The sequence below is a fragment of the Parafrankia irregularis genome, assembly GCF_001536285.1.
Classification (GTDB): domain Bacteria; phylum Actinomycetota; class Actinomycetes; order Frankiales; family Frankiaceae; genus Parafrankia; species Parafrankia irregularis.
This window is the reverse complement of sequence record NZ_FAOZ01000002.1, coordinates 118491-137441: the sequence shown is the minus strand read 5'-3', so window position 1 is coordinate 137441 and position 18951 is coordinate 118491. Positions and strand designations below refer to the sequence as shown.

The following is an 18951-nucleotide window of genomic DNA, read 5'->3' as shown; positions in this document are numbered from 1 at the left end:
GCCGATCACACGGCGCGGGGCTCTGGGCTTTCCGGGGCTCAGGTACCGCAGCCGGGAACGATCACCACGTTCAGGTCGACACCGGCAGAGAACAGCAGCGAGGCTGCGGTGTGGCGTAGGTCGTGAACGCGGGGGTGCGGGATTTCCTCGCGTTCGCACACCTCGTCCCACCACCGGAGGACGTTGCGCGGGTCGATCCGGTTGCCGGGCGCCGAGGTGAGCACCAGCCCCGGGTCGGCCCACTCGTCCGCTTCCGGACGCGGACATCGGAGACGCTGGCCAACCTGACCAGGTGCCACCGGCCCCGGCTTCGCGAAGGTGCCGCCGCTGACCTCGGCGCCGGAGGGCATCGGCCGACCGGTCCGCACCGTCACGGCCGCTTCGCCACCTTGTCCACCTCGGCCAGACCGATTGCTTCTCAGGCGACTCCTGAGCGGTTGGCATACTCGGCAGCAGATGCCACCACCGGAACCAGCCGGCCGGACGAACCATTGCGAGGCGACCATGGGCACTCGCAACCGCGAGAACCGCGAGAGGCGCCAGGCCAAGCAGCAGGCACGCGAGGCGCGGGCACGCGCGCAGGCCGACCACACAGCCAAGGCCGGTGACACTGGGCCTACGGGGGATCCTGCGGGTCATGCGGGCTGGTTCGATCAGGAGCGTGACCACCGGACGATGCTCCGGGAGACCGCCGACATGATGATCGCCGAGGCGGTGAACGCGTACGTCAACGGCCTCGCCGCCGCCGTGGCAGCACAGGTGCGGAACCTGGCCGCGGCGCCGGCCGGGTCGAGCGGGCACCAGGTCGTCAACCAGGCTCTGACCGGCTGGCTCGAACGCACCGTCAGCGCTGCCTGGCGCCGCGGCTGGCAACCGGCGGACCTCCATCGTTTCGCCAGTCGCGAGATCGGCAGCCGGTCGGCGCGCATGACCATCGACTTCGTGGCCGAGATGATGCGTGGCTACGACGCCGCCACCGTTGACGAGCGGTGGGATGCGCAGTTGCAGACCCTCGACGCCACCGTCTGGTGGGGCGATGACGAACTGCTGAACGCCTGGGGAACGTACGAGGGCCGTGGGCGAGCCGAAGTGATCCACGACGTCATCGAACTGATCGTTCTGATCCACGGCCTGCCCACGATCCAGATGCTGGGGCCCCTGCCGGGAGCCGCCCGGCGTGGTGCCCGCGGCCCCGTCGGCGATCCCCGTGTCCTGGACAGGGTCCGCGCGCTGCTGGCCAAGGCCGAATCGACCACCTTCGCGGAGGAGGCCGAGGCCCTGACCACCAAGGCCCAGCAGCTGATGGCCCGGTACAGCATCGATGACGCGCTGCTGGCGGCTCGCGGCTCGTCCGCGTCCGCGTCCACGTTCACGTCCGCCGACGAGCCGGGCGCCAGTCGGATCGGCATCGGCAACCCTTATGAGGAGCCGAAGGCCATCCTGCTGAACGTGATCGCCGAGGCGAACCGTTGCCGCTCGATCTGGGTGAGGAACCTCGGGTTCATGACGGTGATCGGGTACCCGACGGATCTGGAGGCTGTGGAGCTGCTCTACACCTCGCTGCTGGTGCAGGCGACCGCGGCGGTGACGCGGGCCGGCGGCCGCCAGGACCGGTACGGCCGGTCCCGGACCCGCGCGTTCCGCAAGTCCTTCCTCATCTCCTTCGCGACCCGGATCGGCGAACGACTCGCGACCGCGACGGAGCAGGCGGGTGCCGACGCCGCTGCCGCCTCGGGCGACAGCCGGCTGTTGCCCGCACTCGCCGCCCGCAACGACAGCGTCCGGGAGGCGGCCGAGAGGATGTTCCCCGAAGTCGTGGCAAAAACCGTGAACGCCGCCGATGTGGAAGGCGGCGTCCTCGGCCGGGCCGCCGCCGATCTCGCCTCGCTCAGTGTCCGGGACGAGGTGGCCGACGCCAGTGCCAACGTGGCCGACGCCAGTGCCGACACCAACGCCGGAGCCTGAGCAGGAGGAAGCGGAGGCAGCGACGGTCCAGGCTCAGGTCCTTCGGCCTACAGGTCGATGCTGGACATGTCCGGATACCGCTCGCCCCGGACGCTCTCGCCTGCCTGTGCCAAGGTCTCGAGCTCCCCGTCGCTCAGCTCAAGATCTGCAGCGGCGGCGTTCTGCTCCAGGTAGGTACGTCGCTTCGTCCCGGGGATTGGGACGATGTCGGCGCCCTGGTGGTGTACCCAGGCTAGGGCGACCTGTGCCGGTGTGTATCCCCGCGCCGCCGCGATCTTTTCGATCTCCGCCACCAGCGCGAGGTTCGTCTCCAGGTTCTCCTCGTTCATCCGGGGCAGGGAGCCACGGAAGTCCCCGGCCTCGAAGTCCTTGGCGCCGCGGAAGCTCCCGGTGAGGAAGCCCCGCCCCAGCGGGCTGTACGAGACGAAACCGATACCGAGCTCGCGAACCGTCGGGAGGATCTCCTTCTCAGGGTCGCGGGACCAGATGGAGTACTCGGTCTGCAGCGCGCTGATCGGGTGCACGGCATATGCCCGGCGGATGGTGGCCGGGGCCGCTTCCGAGAGTCCGAGAAAGCGCACCTTCCCCGCCGCGACCAGCTCGGCCATGGCCCCCACGGTCTCCTCGATCGGCACGTCGGGGTCGACCCGGTGCTGGTAGTAAAGGTCGATGTGATCGACCCCGAGCCGGGAGAGGGATGCGTCGCAGGCCGAGTGCACGTACTCCGGCCGGCCGTTGACACCGCGTGCGAGCGGGTTGGCCGGGTCGCGGACAATCCCGAACTTGGTGGCGATGACCACCTCGTCGCGGTGGCCGGCGATGGCCCGCCCGACCAGCCTCTCGTTCGTGTGCGGTCCGTACATGTCAGCTGTGTCGAGAAACGTCACACCCAGGTCGAGCGCCCGGCGGATGGTGGCCACCGACTCCTCGTCGTCGCGGGTGCCGTAGAAGTCGGACATGCCCATGCAGCCCAGGCCCTGGGCGGAGACCTGAAGGCCCTGGGCGCCGAGCGGTATCTGGCGCAGGGTGGAGGTTGGCATCAGTCGTCGACCTTCTTCCGGTAGATATCGATCTTGTTGTCGATGGCCGTGAGATGACGGCGGACTTCCTCCAGCCGCTCGGCGACGAGCCGTCGGTGCGCGGCCAGCAGGTCGAGTCGCTGCGCCTCGTTGCCGTCGCCAGCCCGGACCAGCGCCGCATACCGGGCGATTTGCCGGATCGGCATGCCGGTGCGGCGCAGTGCGGTCAGTGTCCCGACCCAGCGCAGGTCCTCATCGTCGTATCGGCGATGACTCGACGGCGCTCGGGACACGCGCTCGAGCATCAGATCCACGCGCTCGTAGTACCGCAGCGTGTGCGCGCTGACGCCCGTCACCTTCGCCGCCTCTGCGATCGTGAGACCGGTGAGCGGAGGGGCGACGGTGTGCTCGACGTCGCTGCCGCTGTCGGCGCTGCCGCTGTGGGTGCTGCCGCTGTCGGCGCTACCGCTGATGTCAGCGATGCCGGCCGTGTCAGCGATACCGGCGGCGTCGAGTCGGAAATCCGGGCCCGCGAGGAGGACGGGGGATGCATCGGAGTCGGCGTCCGGCTCGGTGGGCGTGACATCCGGCCGGCGCGAGCCCGAGACTCCGAGATCGCGCTCATCGAGCCCGTCGATCGTGACCATGCCCCGACGCTAGAGCTTAGAGTGCGCTCGAAGTCAAACCCAGACCGCGCTCGAACCGTCCGGTGCCTCCAGCGACGTCAAGCGATCGGACAGCTCCGCTGGACGGACGATCGACGGTCGACGAGTCCTGGTGAACGAGGGCGGACGCCAGCGGACGTCTATCGACACATCACCTCCGGCGGGAACCGGAACCCCGCGGACTCCGATGTCGGAACCGGTGGACAGCCACTACGCCGACGCAGCACCCGATCATGGCCGGATAACGGCCACTGGGATGCCGGGCTGTCGACGCGACAGCGCCAGACAGAGCGCATTATTCCGGCCGGGCGGCGGACCGGTTCGGATGTTTCAGCAGGCCAAGACCTGCTCCGAGGGCGACCAGTCCCATCCCAACAGCAAGACCGATACCCTTGTTGCCGTCAACGAAGAAATAGGAACCCACGGCGATGCTGCCGTTGAAAAGAAACAAAAACCATTGCACCTTGGTCGATCTGAGGAGCGATCTCAGGGGCTCTCGCCGTGCCAGAAGCGATCCCACCAGGAGAGAGAGGGCGATCGAGCCGTAGCTCACCGCTTTGCCTTGCGCACCGTCGAGATCGAGGATCTTCGCTCCGGCGATCGTTCCTGTGATACTTACCGCGAAAGCCGCCCAGAGCGTGCAGGACCAAACGAAGGACGCAGTTCGCCCCGCGGCCATCCGTAGGGCGCCAGCGATATTCGTCCCTTTGCCGGGGCAGGACGTAGGAAGCTTCCTGATCGGAGTGCTCCGAGATCGACGTCGACGGGCATGCGTGGGGGCGGGACTTCCGCTCCGCGGCCGGGTCACCAGAATGGCGGTGTGGATTCTCGCAGCTATCCACCGAGCGAGCGATCGTCGTGGCATCAGCGCCCCTCCAACTGTGCGTCGCTATTCGTCAGACGGTCTGGCAGATTTCCACCATGGTGAGTAGCGCGATGTTGTGCAGAGTGAACTGGTCAGCTTTCGATCCACCGAGCCCGTAGCGTCGCCCCATCGACGGAGTGGTTATATCCATGGCGTCCGCCATGTCCGAGCAACTACTGAAGGCATCCTGGATGATCTGCTGGTCCGTCCTGCCTTCGGCGACCTCCGGGAAATCCCGGCGGAACTGTGCAACATATGCGGCGGTGTCTGCACTGTCCGGTGCGGCGCCCGGGCTCGGTGACATCTGCGCCGAGGCGCTCGGCCCGGAGGATGCGCTACCGACGCCGCCCGCCGAGTCGATTGGATCTTGACATGCGGTCAGTACAGTAAATGCGACGGCGAGGGAAACAGCAATTCGCTTCACGTCCATCCTCCTCCTATCTCGGAAATTTCTGGGCGCGGACATTCTTCCGTGGGAGATTTTTTTCATGGGTGCGAAATCCTGGAACGCATTCGCGGGTGTCGCGGTGGTGGGCCGAGCGCGACACGGATACGGCGGCTTCTGTTCGGTCACTCAGGACCGGTCGGTGTCCGCCGCCGGGCAGTTCCGAGGCTTCGTGTCGGCCTCCGGGAGCGTGATGTCCCTGGCCGTGGCGGTCAGGGAGAGACCTGTCGCGTCGGTCGCCGCCTTGACAACGCTGACGTCGAACGGCAGGGCGCCGACCGGAATCGGTATGTCGGGAAGCAGGTTCCCCAGCCCACCCGGAACGGGGATACTGATGTTCAGCGTGCCACGCAGCGAGATCTCTGAAGGTACGAGAGTGAGCTTGTTGTCCCGGATCTCGAAGGTGGTGATGCCGCCGACCTCCTGGGAGCCGACTACCGGGATGTCGGCGATTCCGGAGACCTCTACCTGGTCACCGCCGTCCACCGGGTTAATCTGCACCGCGCCCGGCTGGCCAGCCAGGTAGGTGTTCACATCCGTGTAGTCGAGGTGAACTGTCGCCTCGACCTCGTCGACCGGCACCTCACCGACGCTGTTGGTGAGCATCTTCGTGACCGGGATGTGCAGGCCGCGCAGGTGTGCCTCAACTGCGGAGATACGGGGCCCTGGCGTGGGTACCCCCTCCACAGTCACCCCGATGTCCTTGAACCTGCCGAATGCGACCTGAGTCAGGAAGGGGAACCCTCCGATACTGACGTCGCTCACCGTGGGTGGGGTGACGTCGCAGTCGAGGTTCTCGATGATGCTGGCTTCGATCTGGCTGACCATCTGGTCTTCCGCGGCGGAGACCGCGAATCGGTCACCGGCCGCCAACACGACGAGTTGGATGACTGCCACCATCGCGATGATCCGCCGCCGACGACGCCGCTTCGCGTGTCGTGCTGTGTCCACAGAGGCCACGGATGGCGGTTCCCCGTCGAATGCCGGTCGGGCGCCTGCATCATTCCCGGCGTCGCGGTACGCCACCGGGTCTTCCTCACGGCCCTGCTGATCATCACCGCGAGGGCAGGCATGGCTTTCGCTGGAGACGTCCGGCTGGGTGCGACGGGTGGTTGATTGCGCCTGTGGGACGGGGTAACGAGCCTGAATCCGTTCTCTCCACAGTGCCTCGGGCGGGACGTGGTCTTGTCGCGGGGGTTCGACCGACTCAATGCGGCTCTGTTCGGCGCTGTTCTCCACTTCCTCGTCGAGGCCGCCGACGCCGTCAAAAGGGTGGGTGCCGGTGCCGGGCTCGCCGGCGTCGGGTCGGTGATTCACCGCACATCTCCATCTCATGCGCTGCTGGCGGTGGCGGGGTGCAGCCAGAATGTGCACCGCGCTGCTCGATTTCCGCCTCGGATGGAGGCAGCCATTTTCGACTACTGCAGGCTGTCCGCACCGGGCTCTCGTCCGGACGCGACAGCGGTGCCGTTTCTTCGGTCAGTCGTCGAAGGTGACGACGATCTTCTCGGCGGCGCCGGGCGTGAGGGCCCACTCGAAGGCACGGTCGGCCTCGGCGAACGGCACTCGGTGGCTGATCAGCCTGGCGAAGCGGTCCTCGTGCTCGACGAGTTCGGGGGTGACCTCGAAGATCTCGGTCGGGTAGCCCTGCGACGCGATGAGCGTGAGCTCGCTGCGGAGCATTCCGCCGAGGTCGATCTCCGAGCTCTTCTTCTGTATGGCGACCATGACCAGTTTGGCGCCCCATTTGGCGTTGCCCACCACGGTGTTGAAGACCGCCGCTGCGCCGGCGGCATCGAAGTAGATGTCGGTGCCGGGCCGGGGCTGTCCGAGGGCGTTGCTGGCCTGCCCGTGCAGCTCGGTCAGGCGCCCGGTGACGTCCTGCTCTGCGGAGTTGATGACGGCGTCCGCCCCTATGGCCAGCGCCTTCTCCAGCCGGGACGGAATGACGTCGGCGACCACCACGTGCTCCACGCCGCGCAGCTTGAGCCAGATCGCCGCGCCCAGGCCGATGGGCCCGGCACCGAAGACGACGACCTTGTCGGCGGGCTTTGCCTCGGAGCGGTTGACGGCGTGCCGGGCGACAGCCATTGGCTCGTTGAGGGATGCGACGTCGAACGGAACGTGGTCGGGGAAGACGGCCAGGCTCCTGCCGACGGCGGCATTCTCGACGAGCAGGTACTCGCTCAGCGCGCCGTGTCGCGCACCGCAGCCGATGACGCCGCTCGGCCCCTGCGGGTTGACCACGACCCGGTCGCCCACCTTCAGTCCCTCCACCTCGGCGCCGACCTCGACGACCTCACCGGCTGGTTCGTGGCCCAGCGCGACGGGGACGATCTCGCCGCCCAGGTGAGCGTGGGCAGGGATACCGCCCAGGTGCAGAAACGACACGTCGGTGCCGCAGATGCCGCAGGCTCGGATCCTGACCAGCGCGTCGCGCGGGCCTGGGACAGGGCGGTCCACCTCCAGGATTTCGACGGTGTCCGGGGTGGTGCCGGTGTAGAGGGACTTCATCCTGCTCACGGTGGTGCTCTCCTCCGGTGGATGAGGGGGTGATATGGGGCGCAGGTCCCGGGCACGTGCCGCCGCGGGGTTCGCCGTCCGTGAGGCGCCCGGCGAACGGTGCGGTGCCCGTGCAGGAGTCTTCGACCTTCCGCCGGTTCCAGCGTCTCCCGGCACGGGTGCGCGGGCCAGGGAGCGCACTCCCGAACGAGTGGTGTAGCGGGCTACACCTTCTCGGCGTCGGCCCGGTCCGCGGAATCCGATCCCCTAGCGTGGGCTCATGTGGAAGGCGATGCGGCTGGCCGGGCGGGCGACGGTCCAGCTGAGCGGGGCCGCGGTGATGGCCTTCGGGCTTTACCTCTTCATCACGGTTCTGCTGATCACCGCCATGGGCACGCTCGCGGTGGTCGGGGCGTGGCTGCTGCCGGAGACGGTGTTGCTGATCCGCCGTATCGCCGGGGCCAAACGGCAGATGACGGCGGCGTGGACGGGCCGGGAGATCCCCGAGGCGTACCAGGCGATCACCGGCCCGCTGCGGCGGCGGCTACGTATCGCGGTCCAGGACCCTGGGACCCGCACCGATCTGCTGTGGATGCTCGCCTTCTACTTCTACGGTGCTCTGATCCTCCTCGCTCTGCCACTGTGGCCGCTCGGCCTGGTCGTCGACGGGGTGCGGTGCGGGTTGCTGCGCCGCGAAGCCGTGGTGCTTCCGCTGATCACCCGGCTCGCCGACCTGGAGGCCCGCTGGTCGCAGGCCCTGCTCAGACCCTCCCCACGGGCACTCCTCGCTGCCCGGGTGGAGGAGCTCGCCGCCACCCGCACCGACGCGATCGCCGCGCACGAAGCTGAACTGCGCCGCATCGAACGCGACCTGCACGATGGCGCTCAGGCCCGCCTGGTGGCCCTCTCCATGCGCATCGGTCTGGCCCAACGCGCCTACGACCGTGACCCCGACACCGCCCGCAGACTGCTCGCCGACGCCCAGGACCATGCCCAGGAGGCTCTTACCGAGCTGCGGCACGTGGTGCGCGGCATCCACCCACCGATCCTGACCGACCGCGGTCTGGTCGGCGCTGTGCGGGCGCTGGCGGCGAGCAGCGGGCTGGACGTGACCGTTCACGTCGTGGGTGGTCTGGAAGAGGGGCCCCGTCCCCCGGCGGCGGTGGAGGCGGCCGCGTATTTCGCGGTGGCTGAGGCGCTGACCAACGCGGCCAAGTACAGCGGCGGTAGCCGGGCTACCGTGCGGCTGGAACGCCTGCGCGCGGGACTGCGTGCCGTCGTCCGCGACGATGGCGCCGGCGGCGTGGACGAGCACCGCGGCTCGGGCCTGCTGGGCATCCGCCGCCGCGTCGCCGCCCTGGACGGCGAGGTGACCGTGACCAGCCCGACCGGGGGCCCGACCGAGATCGAAGTGGAGCTGCCGTGCGTGTGGTGATCGCCGAGGACAACGCCCTGCTGAGAGAGGGGCTCGTCCTGCTGCTGAACTCGGCCGGGCACGAGGTTGTGGCCGTCGCCGGCAGCGGGCCCGAGATCCTGCCCGCTCTGCTTCGATACAGGCCGGACATCGCCGTACTGGACGTGCGGATGCCACCGCACTTCCGCGACGAGGGCCTGCGCGCTGCCCGCGAGGCGCGGGAGACGATCCCGGGCCTGCCGGTCCTGGTCCTCTCGCAGTACGTCGAGGGGTCCTACGCCGCCGAACTGCTGGGCGGCGGGGCGAGCGGGGTCGGCTACCTGCTCAAGGACCGTGTCGGGCGGGTCGACGAGTTCCTCGACGCGCTGGAACGCGTCGCTGCGGGCGGCAGCGCCCTGGACCCGGAGGTGGTGACCGAGCTGATGACCCGCCGCCGCGACACGCCGATCGACTCGCTCACCCCGCGTGAGCGCGAGGTGCTGGAGCTGATGGCGGAAGGCCACGACAACAGCACCATCGCCAGGACGCTCGTCGTGACCGAGCGTGCGGTCCACAAGCACATCGGCAACGTGTTCCTGAAGCTGGGCCTGCCGCCCAGCGACAGCGGTCACCGACGGGTGCTCGCCGTGCTCGCCTACCTCAACAGCCCGCAGAACATCCAGCCCTGACCGGCGTCAGAGCCCCGGCCCCAACTCTCCTCGGGGACCGGGGCTCCGTCAGGTTCATCGGATAGTGCCCAGGACGCGCAGAACAGCGTCGGCCATCCCCTGCTCGCCGCGTGCGTTGGGGCTCAGCGGATGGGGAGGGGTTGTACGACTGGCTGGTCCGGCACGGTCCCCATCACGTCGTTGGGCGGCGCGACCTTGTGGCTGAGCTTCTCGCCCTCGACGTCGATGTTCGGCAGCAGCCGGTTCAGCCACCGCGGCAGGTACCAGGCCTTGTCGCCCAGGAGTGACAGCACGGCCGGCACGATTGCCATGCGGACGACGAAGGCGTCGAAGAGGACGGCGATCGCGAGACCGAAGCCGATCATTTTGATCATCGACTCCTGGGCACCGATGAAGCCGGAGAACACCGCGATCATGATCAGTGCGGCGGCGACCACCACACGGGCGCTGCGCCGGAAGCCGGAGACCACCGCCGGCTTGGCCGCATCTGCGTGGACGTAGGACTCGCGGATCCGGGAGACGAGGAAGACCTCGTAGTCCATCGCCAGGCCGAAGACGATGCCCACCAGAAAAATCGGCATTATGCTCATGATCGGGCCGGTGGTCTCGACACCGAGCAGGCTCGCGCCATGGCCCTGCTGAAAGACCAGGACGACCGCACCGAGAGCGGCGAGCACCGAGAGCAGGAAGCCCAGTGCCGCCTTGACAGGCACGAGCAGTGAACGGAAGACCAGCAGCAGGAGCACGATCGCCAGTCCGACCACGACCGCCAGGTACGGGATGAGCGCGCCCTGCACCTTCTCGGCGACGTCGATGTCGAGCGCAGTCTTGCCGGTGACCTCGAAGCTCGCGCCGTCGGTCTTCGCCTCGATACCGGGCCGCTGGTCACGGATGCTCTTGACCAGGTCCTTGGTCCTCTCGTCCGTGGGGCTGGTGGACGGGATGGCGGAGAACACCGCCGTGTCACCGGCGGAGTTGAAGCGAGCCGAGGACACCGACACGACTCCGTCGGTGGCCCCGATGTCCGTGGAGATCGCCGCCACGGCTGCCTTCGGGTCCGTGGCTCCGCTGGCGTCGACGACGATGGTCAGCGGGCCGTTGAAGCCGGCTCCGAACCCCTTGGCCAGATCGTCGTAGGCGCGACGCTCGGTGGTGGAGGCGGGTCTGGCCTCATCGCCGGGCATGCCCAGCTGGAGGTTCATGACCGGGGCGGCGACGACACCCAGGGCGACAACGGCCAGCAGCAGGACGGGCCACGGGCGGCGTACGACGATCCGGGCCCAGCGGGAGCCGCCGTTGTGCTGCTTGAGTTGCTTCCGGCGGTAGCGCTTGGAGTTCCTGCGGGCTCCGCGCGAGAGCACGGCATTGGGCCAGAAGCCCAGCAGGGCCGGGACCAGCGTCAGGCATACCAGCACGGACAGCAGCACCGCGCCGGCGGCAGCCAGCCCCATCTTGGTGAGCATCGGAATACCGACCACGAACAGCCCGGCGAGGGCGATGACCACGGTCAGCCCGGCGAAGACGACAGCCGAACCGGCCGTGCCCACGGCCAGCCCGGCCGCATCCCTCGGCACATGTCCCTTGGCGCGCTCCTCCCGGTACCGGGAGACGACGAACAGGGCGTAGTCGATGCCGCAGGCCAGGCCGAGCATGGTGGCCAGGGTGCCGGTGCTGTCGGACAGGCCGAACGCGCTGGAGAGCGCCAGGATGCCGGTCATGCTGACGGCGACGCCAAGGATCGCCGTCAGCAGCGGAAGCCCTGCCGCGGCCATCGACCCGAAGGTGATCAGCAGCACCACAGCGGCCACGGCGATGCCGATTGCCTCTGTCGCCCCTCCCGCCCCGGGCTGCTCGGCCAGGGCGTTCCCGCCGACGTCGACGGTCAGCCCGGCCTCGCGGGCCTGTTCGACGGCGTGCTCCAGGTGCTTCTTGCTCGCGTCGGAGAGGTCGTCGGCGGTGACTTTGAAACTGACGGTCGTATACGCCGTCGTGCCGTCGTCGCTCAGCGCCCTCACCTGGAAGGGATCCACAGCACTGGCGACCTGCGTGCCGTCGGCCGTCTCGTCGACGAGACGCTCGATGGCCTTCCGGTTCTCTGCCGCGGTGACCTTCTCACCGCCGGGCGCGACGAACACGATCCGGGCGCTCGCGGCGTTCGCGACGGAGCCGGGGAAGCGCTGCTCCATCAGGTCGAATGCCTTCTGCGACTCGATACCTGGCGTGGTGAACCCCTCGTCCCTGGCGGTGGACGCCTGCGAGGCGGCGAAGCCGACGCCACACAGCACGGCCACCCACAGCAAGGCGACGAACCATCGCCACCGGAAGGAGACATGGCCCAGGCGATAAAGGACAGTTGCCATGGCTGGAGCAGCCTCCGCATCAGCGCATCGAGTCGAATACAGACTCGAAGAACCACCCCACGCACGCATCCGGCCAGCTGAAGTGCCGGTGAGGAGTGTCCTTCGTCGTCTCACACGATTCCGCGAGACGGTCTTCGCCACGAGGGTGAGGACTCCCCAACCGGTGGTGTAGCCCGCTACACCACCGGGCACTCACGACGCTTCTGATTACGAGGCTTCCAACAAGGGTTGCCGAGCACACCTCAAGCAGTGTAACGCTTACTCACATTCGATCGTCCCGTCGGGGTACTTGTAGCACTCGGACGGGGGCTTCGCTTCAGCCGACGGTGAGACGACCGTAGCGGCGAAAGTCAGCATGGCCGCGGCGAGCAGAAAAAGGAGAATCATCGCCTGGTACCTGGCATGACAACGGATCATTCGAGCGAACACTGGGACCGCCTCCTTCTGAGTGGCGGGGCCGTTGACTCTCGGAATCAGTTGATCGGCGCCAGTTCGACTGGCCGTCACGCCGTTCATCGGAATCAACGACGGAACCACGGGAGCGGGATTCGATACCCACTCGGACCCAGTTCGACGTACCCGTTCGGCCGTGAATCATGCGTTCACCGTCGGCATGACGGACCCCAGGGAAACCCGAGGCCCACGGACTCATCCTCCGTCCAGCACCCGGAGATCGTAGTCCTTGAGGTCTTCGAGTTTGAGCGACCTACTGTCACAGTTCGTGAACGTCCATATCGCCACACGATCATCACACTGAAGAACAGCCGCGAAGTGTGCCTCCGGATCCTTCGTGCCCTTCGGTTTTCCCTTGGGATGGAACTGAATAGAAACCGCAAACGTGTTACTGCCATCCTTGGACACGTCGAGAATCGACGGCCTCTGCTGATTTGCCCAGAACTTTCGGAAGTTCCGATAGGGAAGACTGGAGTACGTCTGGAAGGTTTTGGTCGTCATGTTCTGCCACGCCGCATGAATCTTCGCAGGATCGGAGATCTCCCGGTAGAACCGGCCGATATACACAGTCGCCGCATCAAGGGGAATGCGTGGCTCGATCGTCTTGGCAGCGATGATCCAGGCTCCCGCAAGACCGAGGAGGGCAGCCATTACCTGCGCGACGAGCTTCCGCCCCAGCGGGTTTCCGTGTTCACTCAGCCAGCCGACAAAGCGATCCCAGAAAGGGATTTTCCTACTGTCCGAATTGGTGCTTTTACTCGGATTTTTCATAGTCCGAACCCCGCAGAGGACGTAGCGGCACCACGGTCCCTGCCGACGTTCCCCCCGGCAGATGGAATTATCCGGCCCGAGGTCGGGGAAAACGTCGGAAGATGCCGAGTGGCACTCTGGATGCATGGGCGGATCCCTCGACGGAGGATTGTGGGGTGTCAGAACTCGGCCACCGGTGTCGACCTGGGGTTTTAAGCGGCTCGTCCGTATTCGTTGATCAGGCCGCCGAGGACAGGCCGACGTTTGATCCGTTCCTGGGTCAGTTCCACGACGGGGTGGTCAGGCCGTGGTGGCTGAAGGCCCCCACCGCGGTGGGGTCGTCGTCCGTTGTGGTGCCGTGCGTACTCGGCCACGACGGTGCACAGGTGCCGTTCGCCGAAGATCAGCATCCGATCGGTGACCTCGATCCGGACATTGCGGACGAACCGTTCGCGGGGGTCACTCGCAGAGCCGCTTCCATGTCGTCGCGCCGGGTCGCAGTGTGAAGGTCACGCGATGCCCGGCGTCATCCGTGAAGACGACCTCTGTCTCGCTCACAGGTGTCAGGACGCCGATCTGGGACGGGTTACCCCAGCCGTCCGGCGGGTTGAAGTTGCCGTCGTGCAGCGGCGGGACCAGCTCGTAGTAGCGGTCCTGATAGTGCGCCTCGCTGATGCCGCAGTGCGTGGAGAGCCCGTAAGGCACCGCCGGGCCCAGTTGCTCGGGTTCCGCGGGCGAGGACCCGCAGCCGCCGAGCAGCGCGGTCAGGCAGGCGACGGCGACCGCACTGGCCGCGCGCGTCCGTATCGAGGCGAGGACATACATTTGCTCTCCGTCGGGTTTGAGAGGAAAAGGCTTCCCGTTTCGACGCAGTGCGCGCTCCCCCGGTTCCCAGGAAGCTGCCGGGAAACAGCGTCCGGTCTCGCCCCTGCTTGGGCCACCCCCCGGTGTCTCTGAGGTGCTCCGTCGTCCATCCCGGAGGGCAGGCCGCAACGGACGGCAGCCAGGGTGGCAGCCAACGTGGTGACTTCGGCCGGCCGGCGGCCGTGCAACAGTGCCCGCCCGCCAAACCCGTACGCCGCTCGCCTCTGGTTCACATCATTTCCGCATGAACGCGCGGTCTTCTCGGTCCTATGCGGAACCTGGTCGCTGTACCCCGATCGCAGACCCGCCCGCTCCGGCCGCGGGCGGGCGGCGTGGATGGCCGAGCGTGGTGGCAGGACCGGTGGCGATGGGTGGCTGCGGCGCCGTTTGTCGTCATAGCAGCCCTCCTGGTGACCGACCGCCTGCTCGTTCGGGTCGTCGAGCACCGCCTGACCGAGCGGTTCGGCTGCACGGGCACGTTTGTGGGCACGCGGTCCGTCCACATCGGCGGCTTTCCGTTCCTGACCCAGCTCGCTGCGGGGAATCTCCGGACCGTGACAGCCACGGCCGCCGGGATCGGCCCGGCCGGCAGGTTGACCGACGTCGCGGTGACCTTCCGTGACGTCCGTGTGCCCGTCTGGTCGGTTCTTCTCGGCCGGGGGCGCTCCAGCTCGCTCACCGTCGGCTCGGTCTCGGCGGCAGCCGTCCTGCGGTTCGGGTCAGACGATCGGCCGGTTCTCGCCGGCTCGGGCGGCCTGCTCAGCCGACCACTGGCGGCGGGGTCGTCAGCGGAGCCGGTCCTGCCGCCGGGCACGCACCTGGACTCCGTCGAGCCCATGCCGGGTGGGCTGCGGGTCACGGTCACGATCCCGGGTGGCGTGCTCGCCGAGACCGGCGGACGGCTGTGCCGTGGCTGACGGACGGGACGCAGAGCTCGCCGAGACCGGCGCCGCCCGGCGCGTCGCCGTGCGCGTCGTTGGGCGCGTCGCCGTGCGCGTCGTTGGGCGTCTCGCCGTCCGGCGTGACCTGTCGGCACGGAATCGCGCGACCAGGCTGCTTTTCGTTCTCGCCGCGCTGCTGGTGCTGCGCGTGGTTCAGGCCGCCGTCGCCGGGCTGACCGTGCTCGCGGTGACCGTCTCCGGGCTCGAGCACCCAGCTCCGGGCCTGCGTATGGCTCGCCTGGCCGAGGTCGAACCGGAGCCGACAACCGGGCTGACCACACTGGCCATGGTCCTGATCTCGGCGGGCCTCGCCACCATCCTGCTTCCCCGCGCGCACGTGCTGGCGGCGTTCGCCGGAATCAAGGCATTCGCGATGGTGGCGGCGTCGGCGATCGCAGTCATGTTCACGGCCGAGCCGGTCGGCATCCAGGCCGCTGTTGCGGGCTGCGGCGTCAGCGTCGTGCTGCTGTTGTGGCCGAAGGCCCGGGAGGCAGCCACCCGTGTCCTGGCAGCGATCGGACTGCCCCACGTGTCCGGTCCCGCCGGCGACCTCGTCCTCGCCCTGAAGATCGCCCTGCTGGTGGCGTTTGTCCTCCTTCCCGGCTGACGGACGTCCGGATGACCGTTGGGACGACCGCCCGCACCTTGCCGGCCGCGCCGGTCGGGAACCGCCCGGCCTACCCACGGCGGCCGTGCCGCTGCCCGCACGGACCCAGGTCCGCCCGTGTCCCACCTCGACAGTCCCGATCCGCCTTCCCTACGTCCTTCCCTACGTCGTGACAAGGAGGCGCCGCATGACGCGCCCGACGGCATCCGAACCCGACCACCCGCTGGTTCCTTCTCCCCTGGTCAGACCGGCCACCGCAGCGGCTCCGGCGTCCACGCGGGAATCGGCCCCGCGGGCGTCGGCCCCGCGGGCCGCGACCGAGGTGCCCGGCCCGGCCGGCGGGCCGATGGCGGCCGTGCGGCGGCTGCGGGCCGACCCGCTGACCCGGCTCGCCGAGATCCGCCGTGGGTACGGGCCGATCGCGCGGCTGGCAAGCTGGCCGGTGTCCGCCTTCCTCGTGTCCGACCCGGACGCGATCGCCGACGCGCTGGTCAGCGGTCACCGCCTTTACGCCAAGGGGGCCGTGGTCCGTGGCCCCGGCTCGCGGGCAACCGTCACGCAGCCGCTCACGCTCCTGCTCGGCCAGGGCCTGCTGACCAGCGCCGGCGAGACGCACATGCGCCAGCGCCGGCTGATCCAGCCCCTGTTCCACAAGAAGCAGATGGCCGGCTACAGCGGCCAGTTCGTCGCCCTCGCCGAGGCCACCGCCGCGACCTGGCGGGACGGCCAGTCCCTGGACCTGCACGCAGAAATGACGGAGATGACGCTGGCGATCGTCGCCAGGACGCTGTTCGACGTAGACATCTCCGACCACGTCGTCGACGTCGTGCGGACCGCCGTCAGCGAGAACATGCCGGTCGCGCGCCGGGCCGGCCTGCCCGTCCTCGAACGGCTGGAACGCCTCCCGCTGCGAGCCGCACGGCGGCGCCAGGGCGCCAGGGCAGCGCTCGACCGCACCGTCCACGAGATGATCACCGGCCGTCGCGCCGCCCAGGCACAGGGCACGAGCGCAGGAGCCGGCACCGACCTGCTGTCGCTGCTGCTGGCCGCCCGGGATCCCGACACCGGCGAGCGGATGGACGACATCCAGATCCGCGACGAAGCGATGACCCTGCTCCTCGCCGGTCATGAGACGACCGCGAACGCGCTGGCGTGGACGTTCCACCTGCTCGGTGGCGAACCGGCGGTGGCGGCGCGGCTGCGGGAGGAGCTCGACACAGCCCTCGACGGCCGGCCGCCCACGATCGAGGACCTGCCGAGGCTGACCTACACGAACGCGGTGTTCTCCGAGTCGATGCGGCTCTATCCTCCGGTCTGGGCGATGGGCCGCCACCTCGTCGCGGACCACAAGGTAGCCGGCTACCTGCTTCCCGCAGGGTCGACGCTGGTCTTCAGCCAGTGGGTGATGCACCGCCACGAGCGCTGGTGGCCCGATCCCGACCGCTTCGATCCCACCCGCTGGCTGGGGGCGGCGGACAACCGGCCGCGTTTCACCTACTTCCCCTTCGGCGCCGGGCCCCGCCAGTGCATCGGAAACAGCTTCGCGGTCGCCGAGGGCGTGCTGACACTGGCGGCGATCGCTCGCCGCTGGTCATTCACCCCGGCGTCCGACACTCCGGTCGTGCCCGAACCGCTGGTCACCCTGCGCCCCAGGGGCGGCCTACCGATGGTGGCCCATCGCCACCGCTGACGGCCCTGACCGCCGATCGTCGGCCGCTGGCCGCTGGCCGCTGGCCGCCGAGCGTTCCACGCCGAGCCGGGCACGGTCATCGTCCAGCCACCGTCGCCTGTCCTGCCGCCGCTTGTCCTGCCGCCGCCTGTGCTCACGGAGAACGGACGACCGTCGTGGGCAACGCGAGGGCACCGTGTGGCCCCGGAGTAAGTCCGGGGCCACCGGGCATGCTTCGCCGGGTCAGAAGACGACGGTGCGCCCTTCCTCGGTGGCGTCCGCGGCGGTGTAGGCGACACCATCGACCTTGAGGCCGACCGCGTCGAGCAGAGTGATCGTCCCACCGTGGTTTCCCAGCGCGACAGGTGGTATGAGCGGGATCCGGATCGTCTCTCCCGCCGCCAGCGTACGGGCAGGCAGCGACACCTGGTGCTGGTCTCGGTCGGCGATCGCCCAGCCGGCCAGGTCAACCGACTCGGTCGTCGTGTTGATCAGTGTTACGGACTCGTCCTCGGGCGAGGCGCCGACCGCGTTGACGAGCGCTCCGACGATCCGCAGCCGCTGGTCGGGCTCGCCCTCCGCCGGTTGGCCACCCGGACGGGCCTGCGGAACGTCCGGCAGCGCACCGCCGGTGCGGTCATCGGTGTGCCACTTCTGGCTCTGGAACGCAAGGAAGATCGCGACCCAGCGATCCGCGGCAGGGAAGTGGAACAGGAGCGCGCCGTCCTGCCACACCCCGTTGTCGCCTTTGAACCGGCCCGCGTTCCCCTGGTTCATGTGGATGTTGTGGATACCTCGGCCCGGCTTGAACCTGAAGATCTTGTCGGCTTCCTTCTCCGCCGACCACGGCTCGCCGAAGGCGTAGATGCGGCTACCGTTGTTCGCCTGTGCTCGGGTCACGTAGTGGTCGAGCACATCGGCGAGATCGTTGTCCTCGCCGGGCTCGTGCGCGGGCAGCGCCCGCAGGTCGGTGCGGTCGAACAGACTGCCGCGGATGTAGTCCAACGCCAGCCCGCCGGGCTTCCGGTCGAGCTCCGTGTACCCGTCCTTCAGTTTCTCGAGATCCGCAAGAATGGGATGTTGGAAGTCCTCCACGGCAACATAGAGCAGTTCCGACATCTTCGGATCCGACTCCTGGCCAGAGGAAAGAACGTTGACGGCCGCGCGGGCGGAACCGTCACCGTCGATGAGGATCTGGTAGTGCGGCGTGTCATCGTCGGGTTCCCGGCGGTGGTCAAGAACCCGGCCTTTTAGAACACCGTATCGATCCAGAGACATCAGCGGTACACCCGTTTCTTCTCAACCGAGAGAAAAGCTCCGAGATGTACTCCTTGTCGTCGCGGCCAGGCGACGTTCAGGGGCACATGTCAGGAGGGAAATGGCCTGTTGACACGGGAGCGCGATGAGGACCGGGGCACCTCACCGGTATCGAGCCTGGGAAGCAGGAACCCGCCGACCCAGGAGAATTCCACAGAGTCGGCCACGATCCCCGCATTCTCACTGCCCGCTACTAACCCGTCACGCTAGCCGCCGCAGTGGGTCGGACGCGCGTCGACGCGCCATCCCCCCGAACGCATCCGATATCTGAACGGCACCGTCCGACTCCTGAACAGCAGCGTCCGGCTTTCGACGCTTTTCGCCGGGTAGCAACGATCCGCGCCCGAAGCGGGGTGCGGACCGAGGTGCCGGCCCCCGCCCTCGGCAACGAGCGCCACGAACGCCACAAGGCCCGGCGATACGTAGGTCCGATACGTATTTCGGCGG

Annotated in this window: 17 protein-coding genes and 1 pseudogene; 6 read left to right on the top strand and 12 right to left on the bottom strand. The window is 68.3% G+C overall.

Going from position 1 to position 18951, the window contains the following annotated elements; all coding sequences use genetic code 11:
- Nucleotides 1-38 precede the first annotated feature (38 nt).
- Entirely contained in the window at nucleotides 39-374 is a 336-nt protein-coding gene (locus tag AWX74_RS03095; protein WP_242666049.1) for a tyrosine-type recombinase/integrase, read from the bottom strand.
- A 130-nt stretch (nucleotides 375-504) separates the two neighbouring features.
- Between AWX74_RS03095 and AWX74_RS03090 the strand changes: the two genes are divergently transcribed.
- Nucleotides 505-1965 carry a DUF2786 domain-containing protein gene (locus AWX74_RS03090; RefSeq protein ID WP_091271391.1) on the top strand — a complete coding sequence of 487 codons (1461 nt, stop codon included), beginning with the start codon at nucleotides 505-507 and terminating at the stop codon, nucleotides 1963-1965.
- Nucleotides 1966-2012: 47 nt separating this feature from the next.
- On the opposite strand, the gene AWX74_RS03085 is transcribed toward AWX74_RS03090, so the two are convergent.
- The 6 genes from AWX74_RS03085 to AWX74_RS03060 all read right to left on the bottom strand — a co-directional run bounded on the left by AWX74_RS03085 (nucleotide 2013) and on the right by AWX74_RS03060 (nucleotide 7473).
- Nucleotides 2013-3005, bottom strand: coding sequence for an aldo/keto reductase (locus tag AWX74_RS03085; RefSeq protein ID WP_193209753.1), 993 nt, complete (start codon nucleotides 3003-3005; stop codon nucleotides 2013-2015).
- Nucleotides 3005-3631, bottom strand: coding sequence for a MerR family transcriptional regulator (locus tag AWX74_RS40630; RefSeq protein WP_193209754.1), 627 nt, complete (start codon nucleotides 3629-3631; stop codon nucleotides 3005-3007). The genes AWX74_RS03085 and AWX74_RS40630 overlap by 1 nt, the downstream gene beginning before the upstream one ends.
- Before the next feature lie 313 nt (nucleotides 3632-3944).
- Complete coding sequence (locus AWX74_RS40625) at nucleotides 3945-4328, bottom strand: hypothetical protein (RefSeq protein WP_207550247.1); 384 nt, start codon at nucleotides 4326-4328, stop codon at nucleotides 3945-3947.
- 217 nt (nucleotides 4329-4545) lie between these two features.
- Complete coding sequence (locus tag AWX74_RS03070; protein ID WP_091271389.1) at nucleotides 4546-4944, bottom strand: hypothetical protein; 399 nt, start codon at nucleotides 4942-4944, stop codon at nucleotides 4546-4548.
- A gap of 144 nt (nucleotides 4945-5088) precedes the next feature.
- Entirely contained in the window at nucleotides 5089-5859 is a 771-nt protein-coding gene (locus AWX74_RS03065; RefSeq protein WP_311984102.1) for an LmeA family phospholipid-binding protein, read from the bottom strand.
- A gap of 579 nt (nucleotides 5860-6438) precedes the next feature.
- The gene (locus tag AWX74_RS03060; RefSeq protein ID WP_193209924.1) at nucleotides 6439-7473 is read right to left on the bottom strand and encodes a zinc-dependent alcohol dehydrogenase; all 1035 of its coding nucleotides are present in this window, start codon (nucleotides 7471-7473) and stop codon (nucleotides 6439-6441) included.
- A 268-nt stretch (nucleotides 7474-7741) separates the two neighbouring features.
- Here AWX74_RS03060 and AWX74_RS03055 point away from each other — a divergent pair, with 268 nt between their 5' ends.
- A complete protein-coding gene (locus AWX74_RS03055) occupies nucleotides 7742-8896 on the top strand; it encodes a sensor histidine kinase (RefSeq protein ID WP_091271385.1) in 1155 nt (384 codons plus the stop codon).
- Nucleotides 8884-9543, top strand: coding sequence for a response regulator (locus AWX74_RS03050; protein WP_091271383.1), 660 nt, complete (start codon nucleotides 8884-8886; stop codon nucleotides 9541-9543). Before AWX74_RS03055 ends, AWX74_RS03050 begins: the two co-directional genes overlap by 13 nt.
- Nucleotides 9544-9665: 122 nt before the next feature.
- Here the strand turns inward: AWX74_RS03050 and AWX74_RS03045 are convergent, their stop codons facing one another.
- From AWX74_RS03045 to AWX74_RS03030, 4 genes and pseudogenes are all read right to left on the bottom strand, one after another.
- The gene (locus AWX74_RS03045) at nucleotides 9666-11903 is read right to left on the bottom strand and encodes an MMPL family transporter (RefSeq protein WP_091271381.1); all 2238 of its coding nucleotides are present in this window, start codon (nucleotides 11901-11903) and stop codon (nucleotides 9666-9668) included.
- 648 nt (nucleotides 11904-12551) lie between these two features.
- Nucleotides 12552-13127 (bottom strand): hypothetical protein, encoded by a 576-nt coding sequence (locus AWX74_RS03040; RefSeq protein ID WP_131799392.1) that lies wholly within the window; start codon nucleotides 13125-13127, stop codon nucleotides 12552-12554.
- A 191-nt stretch (nucleotides 13128-13318) separates the two neighbouring features.
- Nucleotides 13319-13558 (bottom strand): annotated as a pseudogene (locus AWX74_RS42245) (integrase core domain-containing protein); the annotation flags it as partial.
- Nucleotides 13559-13565: 7 nt separating this feature from the next.
- The gene (locus tag AWX74_RS03030; protein WP_091271376.1) at nucleotides 13566-13931 is read right to left on the bottom strand and encodes a hypothetical protein; all 366 of its coding nucleotides are present in this window, start codon (nucleotides 13929-13931) and stop codon (nucleotides 13566-13568) included.
- A gap of 410 nt (nucleotides 13932-14341) precedes the next feature.
- On the opposite strand from AWX74_RS03030, the gene AWX74_RS03025 reads away from it, so the two are divergent.
- The 3 genes from AWX74_RS03025 to AWX74_RS03015 all read left to right on the top strand — a co-directional run bounded on the left by AWX74_RS03025 (nucleotide 14342) and on the right by AWX74_RS03015 (nucleotide 17208).
- Nucleotides 14342-14887, top strand: coding sequence for an LmeA family phospholipid-binding protein (locus tag AWX74_RS03025; protein ID WP_165615449.1), 546 nt, complete (start codon nucleotides 14342-14344; stop codon nucleotides 14885-14887).
- A complete protein-coding gene (locus AWX74_RS03020) occupies nucleotides 14880-15518 on the top strand; it encodes a histidine kinase (protein WP_242666048.1) in 639 nt (212 codons plus the stop codon). Before AWX74_RS03025 ends, AWX74_RS03020 begins: the two co-directional genes overlap by 8 nt.
- A gap of 187 nt (nucleotides 15519-15705) precedes the next feature.
- The gene (locus tag AWX74_RS03015) at nucleotides 15706-17208 is read left to right on the top strand and encodes a cytochrome P450 (RefSeq protein WP_091271371.1); all 1503 of its coding nucleotides are present in this window, start codon (nucleotides 15706-15708) and stop codon (nucleotides 17206-17208) included.
- A gap of 222 nt (nucleotides 17209-17430) precedes the next feature.
- Here AWX74_RS03015 and AWX74_RS03010 read toward each other — a convergent pair whose 3' ends face one another.
- On the bottom strand, nucleotides 17431-18465 hold the full coding sequence (locus AWX74_RS03010; protein WP_091271368.1) for a DUF2278 family protein: 1035 nt from the start codon (nucleotides 18463-18465) through the stop codon (nucleotides 17431-17433).
- Between the last annotated feature and the right edge of the window lie 486 nt (nucleotides 18466-18951).

Coding starts and splice junctions, on each gene's coding strand:
- AWX74_RS03040 (WP_131799392.1), bottom strand. CDS start 13,127: ATGAAAAATCCGAGTAAAAGCACCAATTCGGACAGTAGGAAAATCCCT.
- AWX74_RS03015 (WP_091271371.1), top strand. CDS start 15,706: ATGACGCGCCCGACGGCATCCGAACCCGACCACCCGCTGGTTCCTTCT.
- AWX74_RS03055 (WP_091271385.1), top strand. CDS start 7,742: ATGTGGAAGGCGATGCGGCTGGCCGGGCGGGCGACGGTCCAGCTGAGC.
- AWX74_RS40630 (WP_193209754.1), bottom strand. CDS start 3,631: ATGGTCACGATCGACGGGCTCGATGAGCGCGATCTCGGAGTCTCGGGC.
- AWX74_RS03070 (WP_091271389.1), bottom strand. CDS start 4,944: ATGGACGTGAAGCGAATTGCTGTTTCCCTCGCCGTCGCATTTACTGTA.
- AWX74_RS03030 (WP_091271376.1), bottom strand. CDS start 13,931: ATGTATGTCCTCGCCTCGATACGGACGCGCGCGGCCAGTGCGGTCGCC.
- AWX74_RS03090 (WP_091271391.1), top strand. CDS start 505: ATGGGCACTCGCAACCGCGAGAACCGCGAGAGGCGCCAGGCCAAGCAG.
- AWX74_RS03085 (WP_193209753.1), bottom strand. CDS start 3,005: ATGCCAACCTCCACCCTGCGCCAGATACCGCTCGGCGCCCAGGGCCTT.
- AWX74_RS40625 (WP_207550247.1), bottom strand. CDS start 4,328: ATGGCCGCGGGGCGAACTGCGTCCTTCGTTTGGTCCTGCACGCTCTGG.
- AWX74_RS03010 (WP_091271368.1), bottom strand. CDS start 18,465: ATGTCTCTGGATCGATACGGTGTTCTAAAAGGCCGGGTTCTTGACCAC.
- AWX74_RS03045 (WP_091271381.1), bottom strand. CDS start 11,903: ATGGCAACTGTCCTTTATCGCCTGGGCCATGTCTCCTTCCGGTGGCGA.
- AWX74_RS03060 (WP_193209924.1), bottom strand. CDS start 7,473: ATGAAGTCCCTCTACACCGGCACCACCCCGGACACCGTCGAAATCCTG.
- AWX74_RS03065 (WP_311984102.1), bottom strand. CDS start 5,859: ATGGTGGCAGTCATCCAACTCGTCGTGTTGGCGGCCGGTGACCGATTC.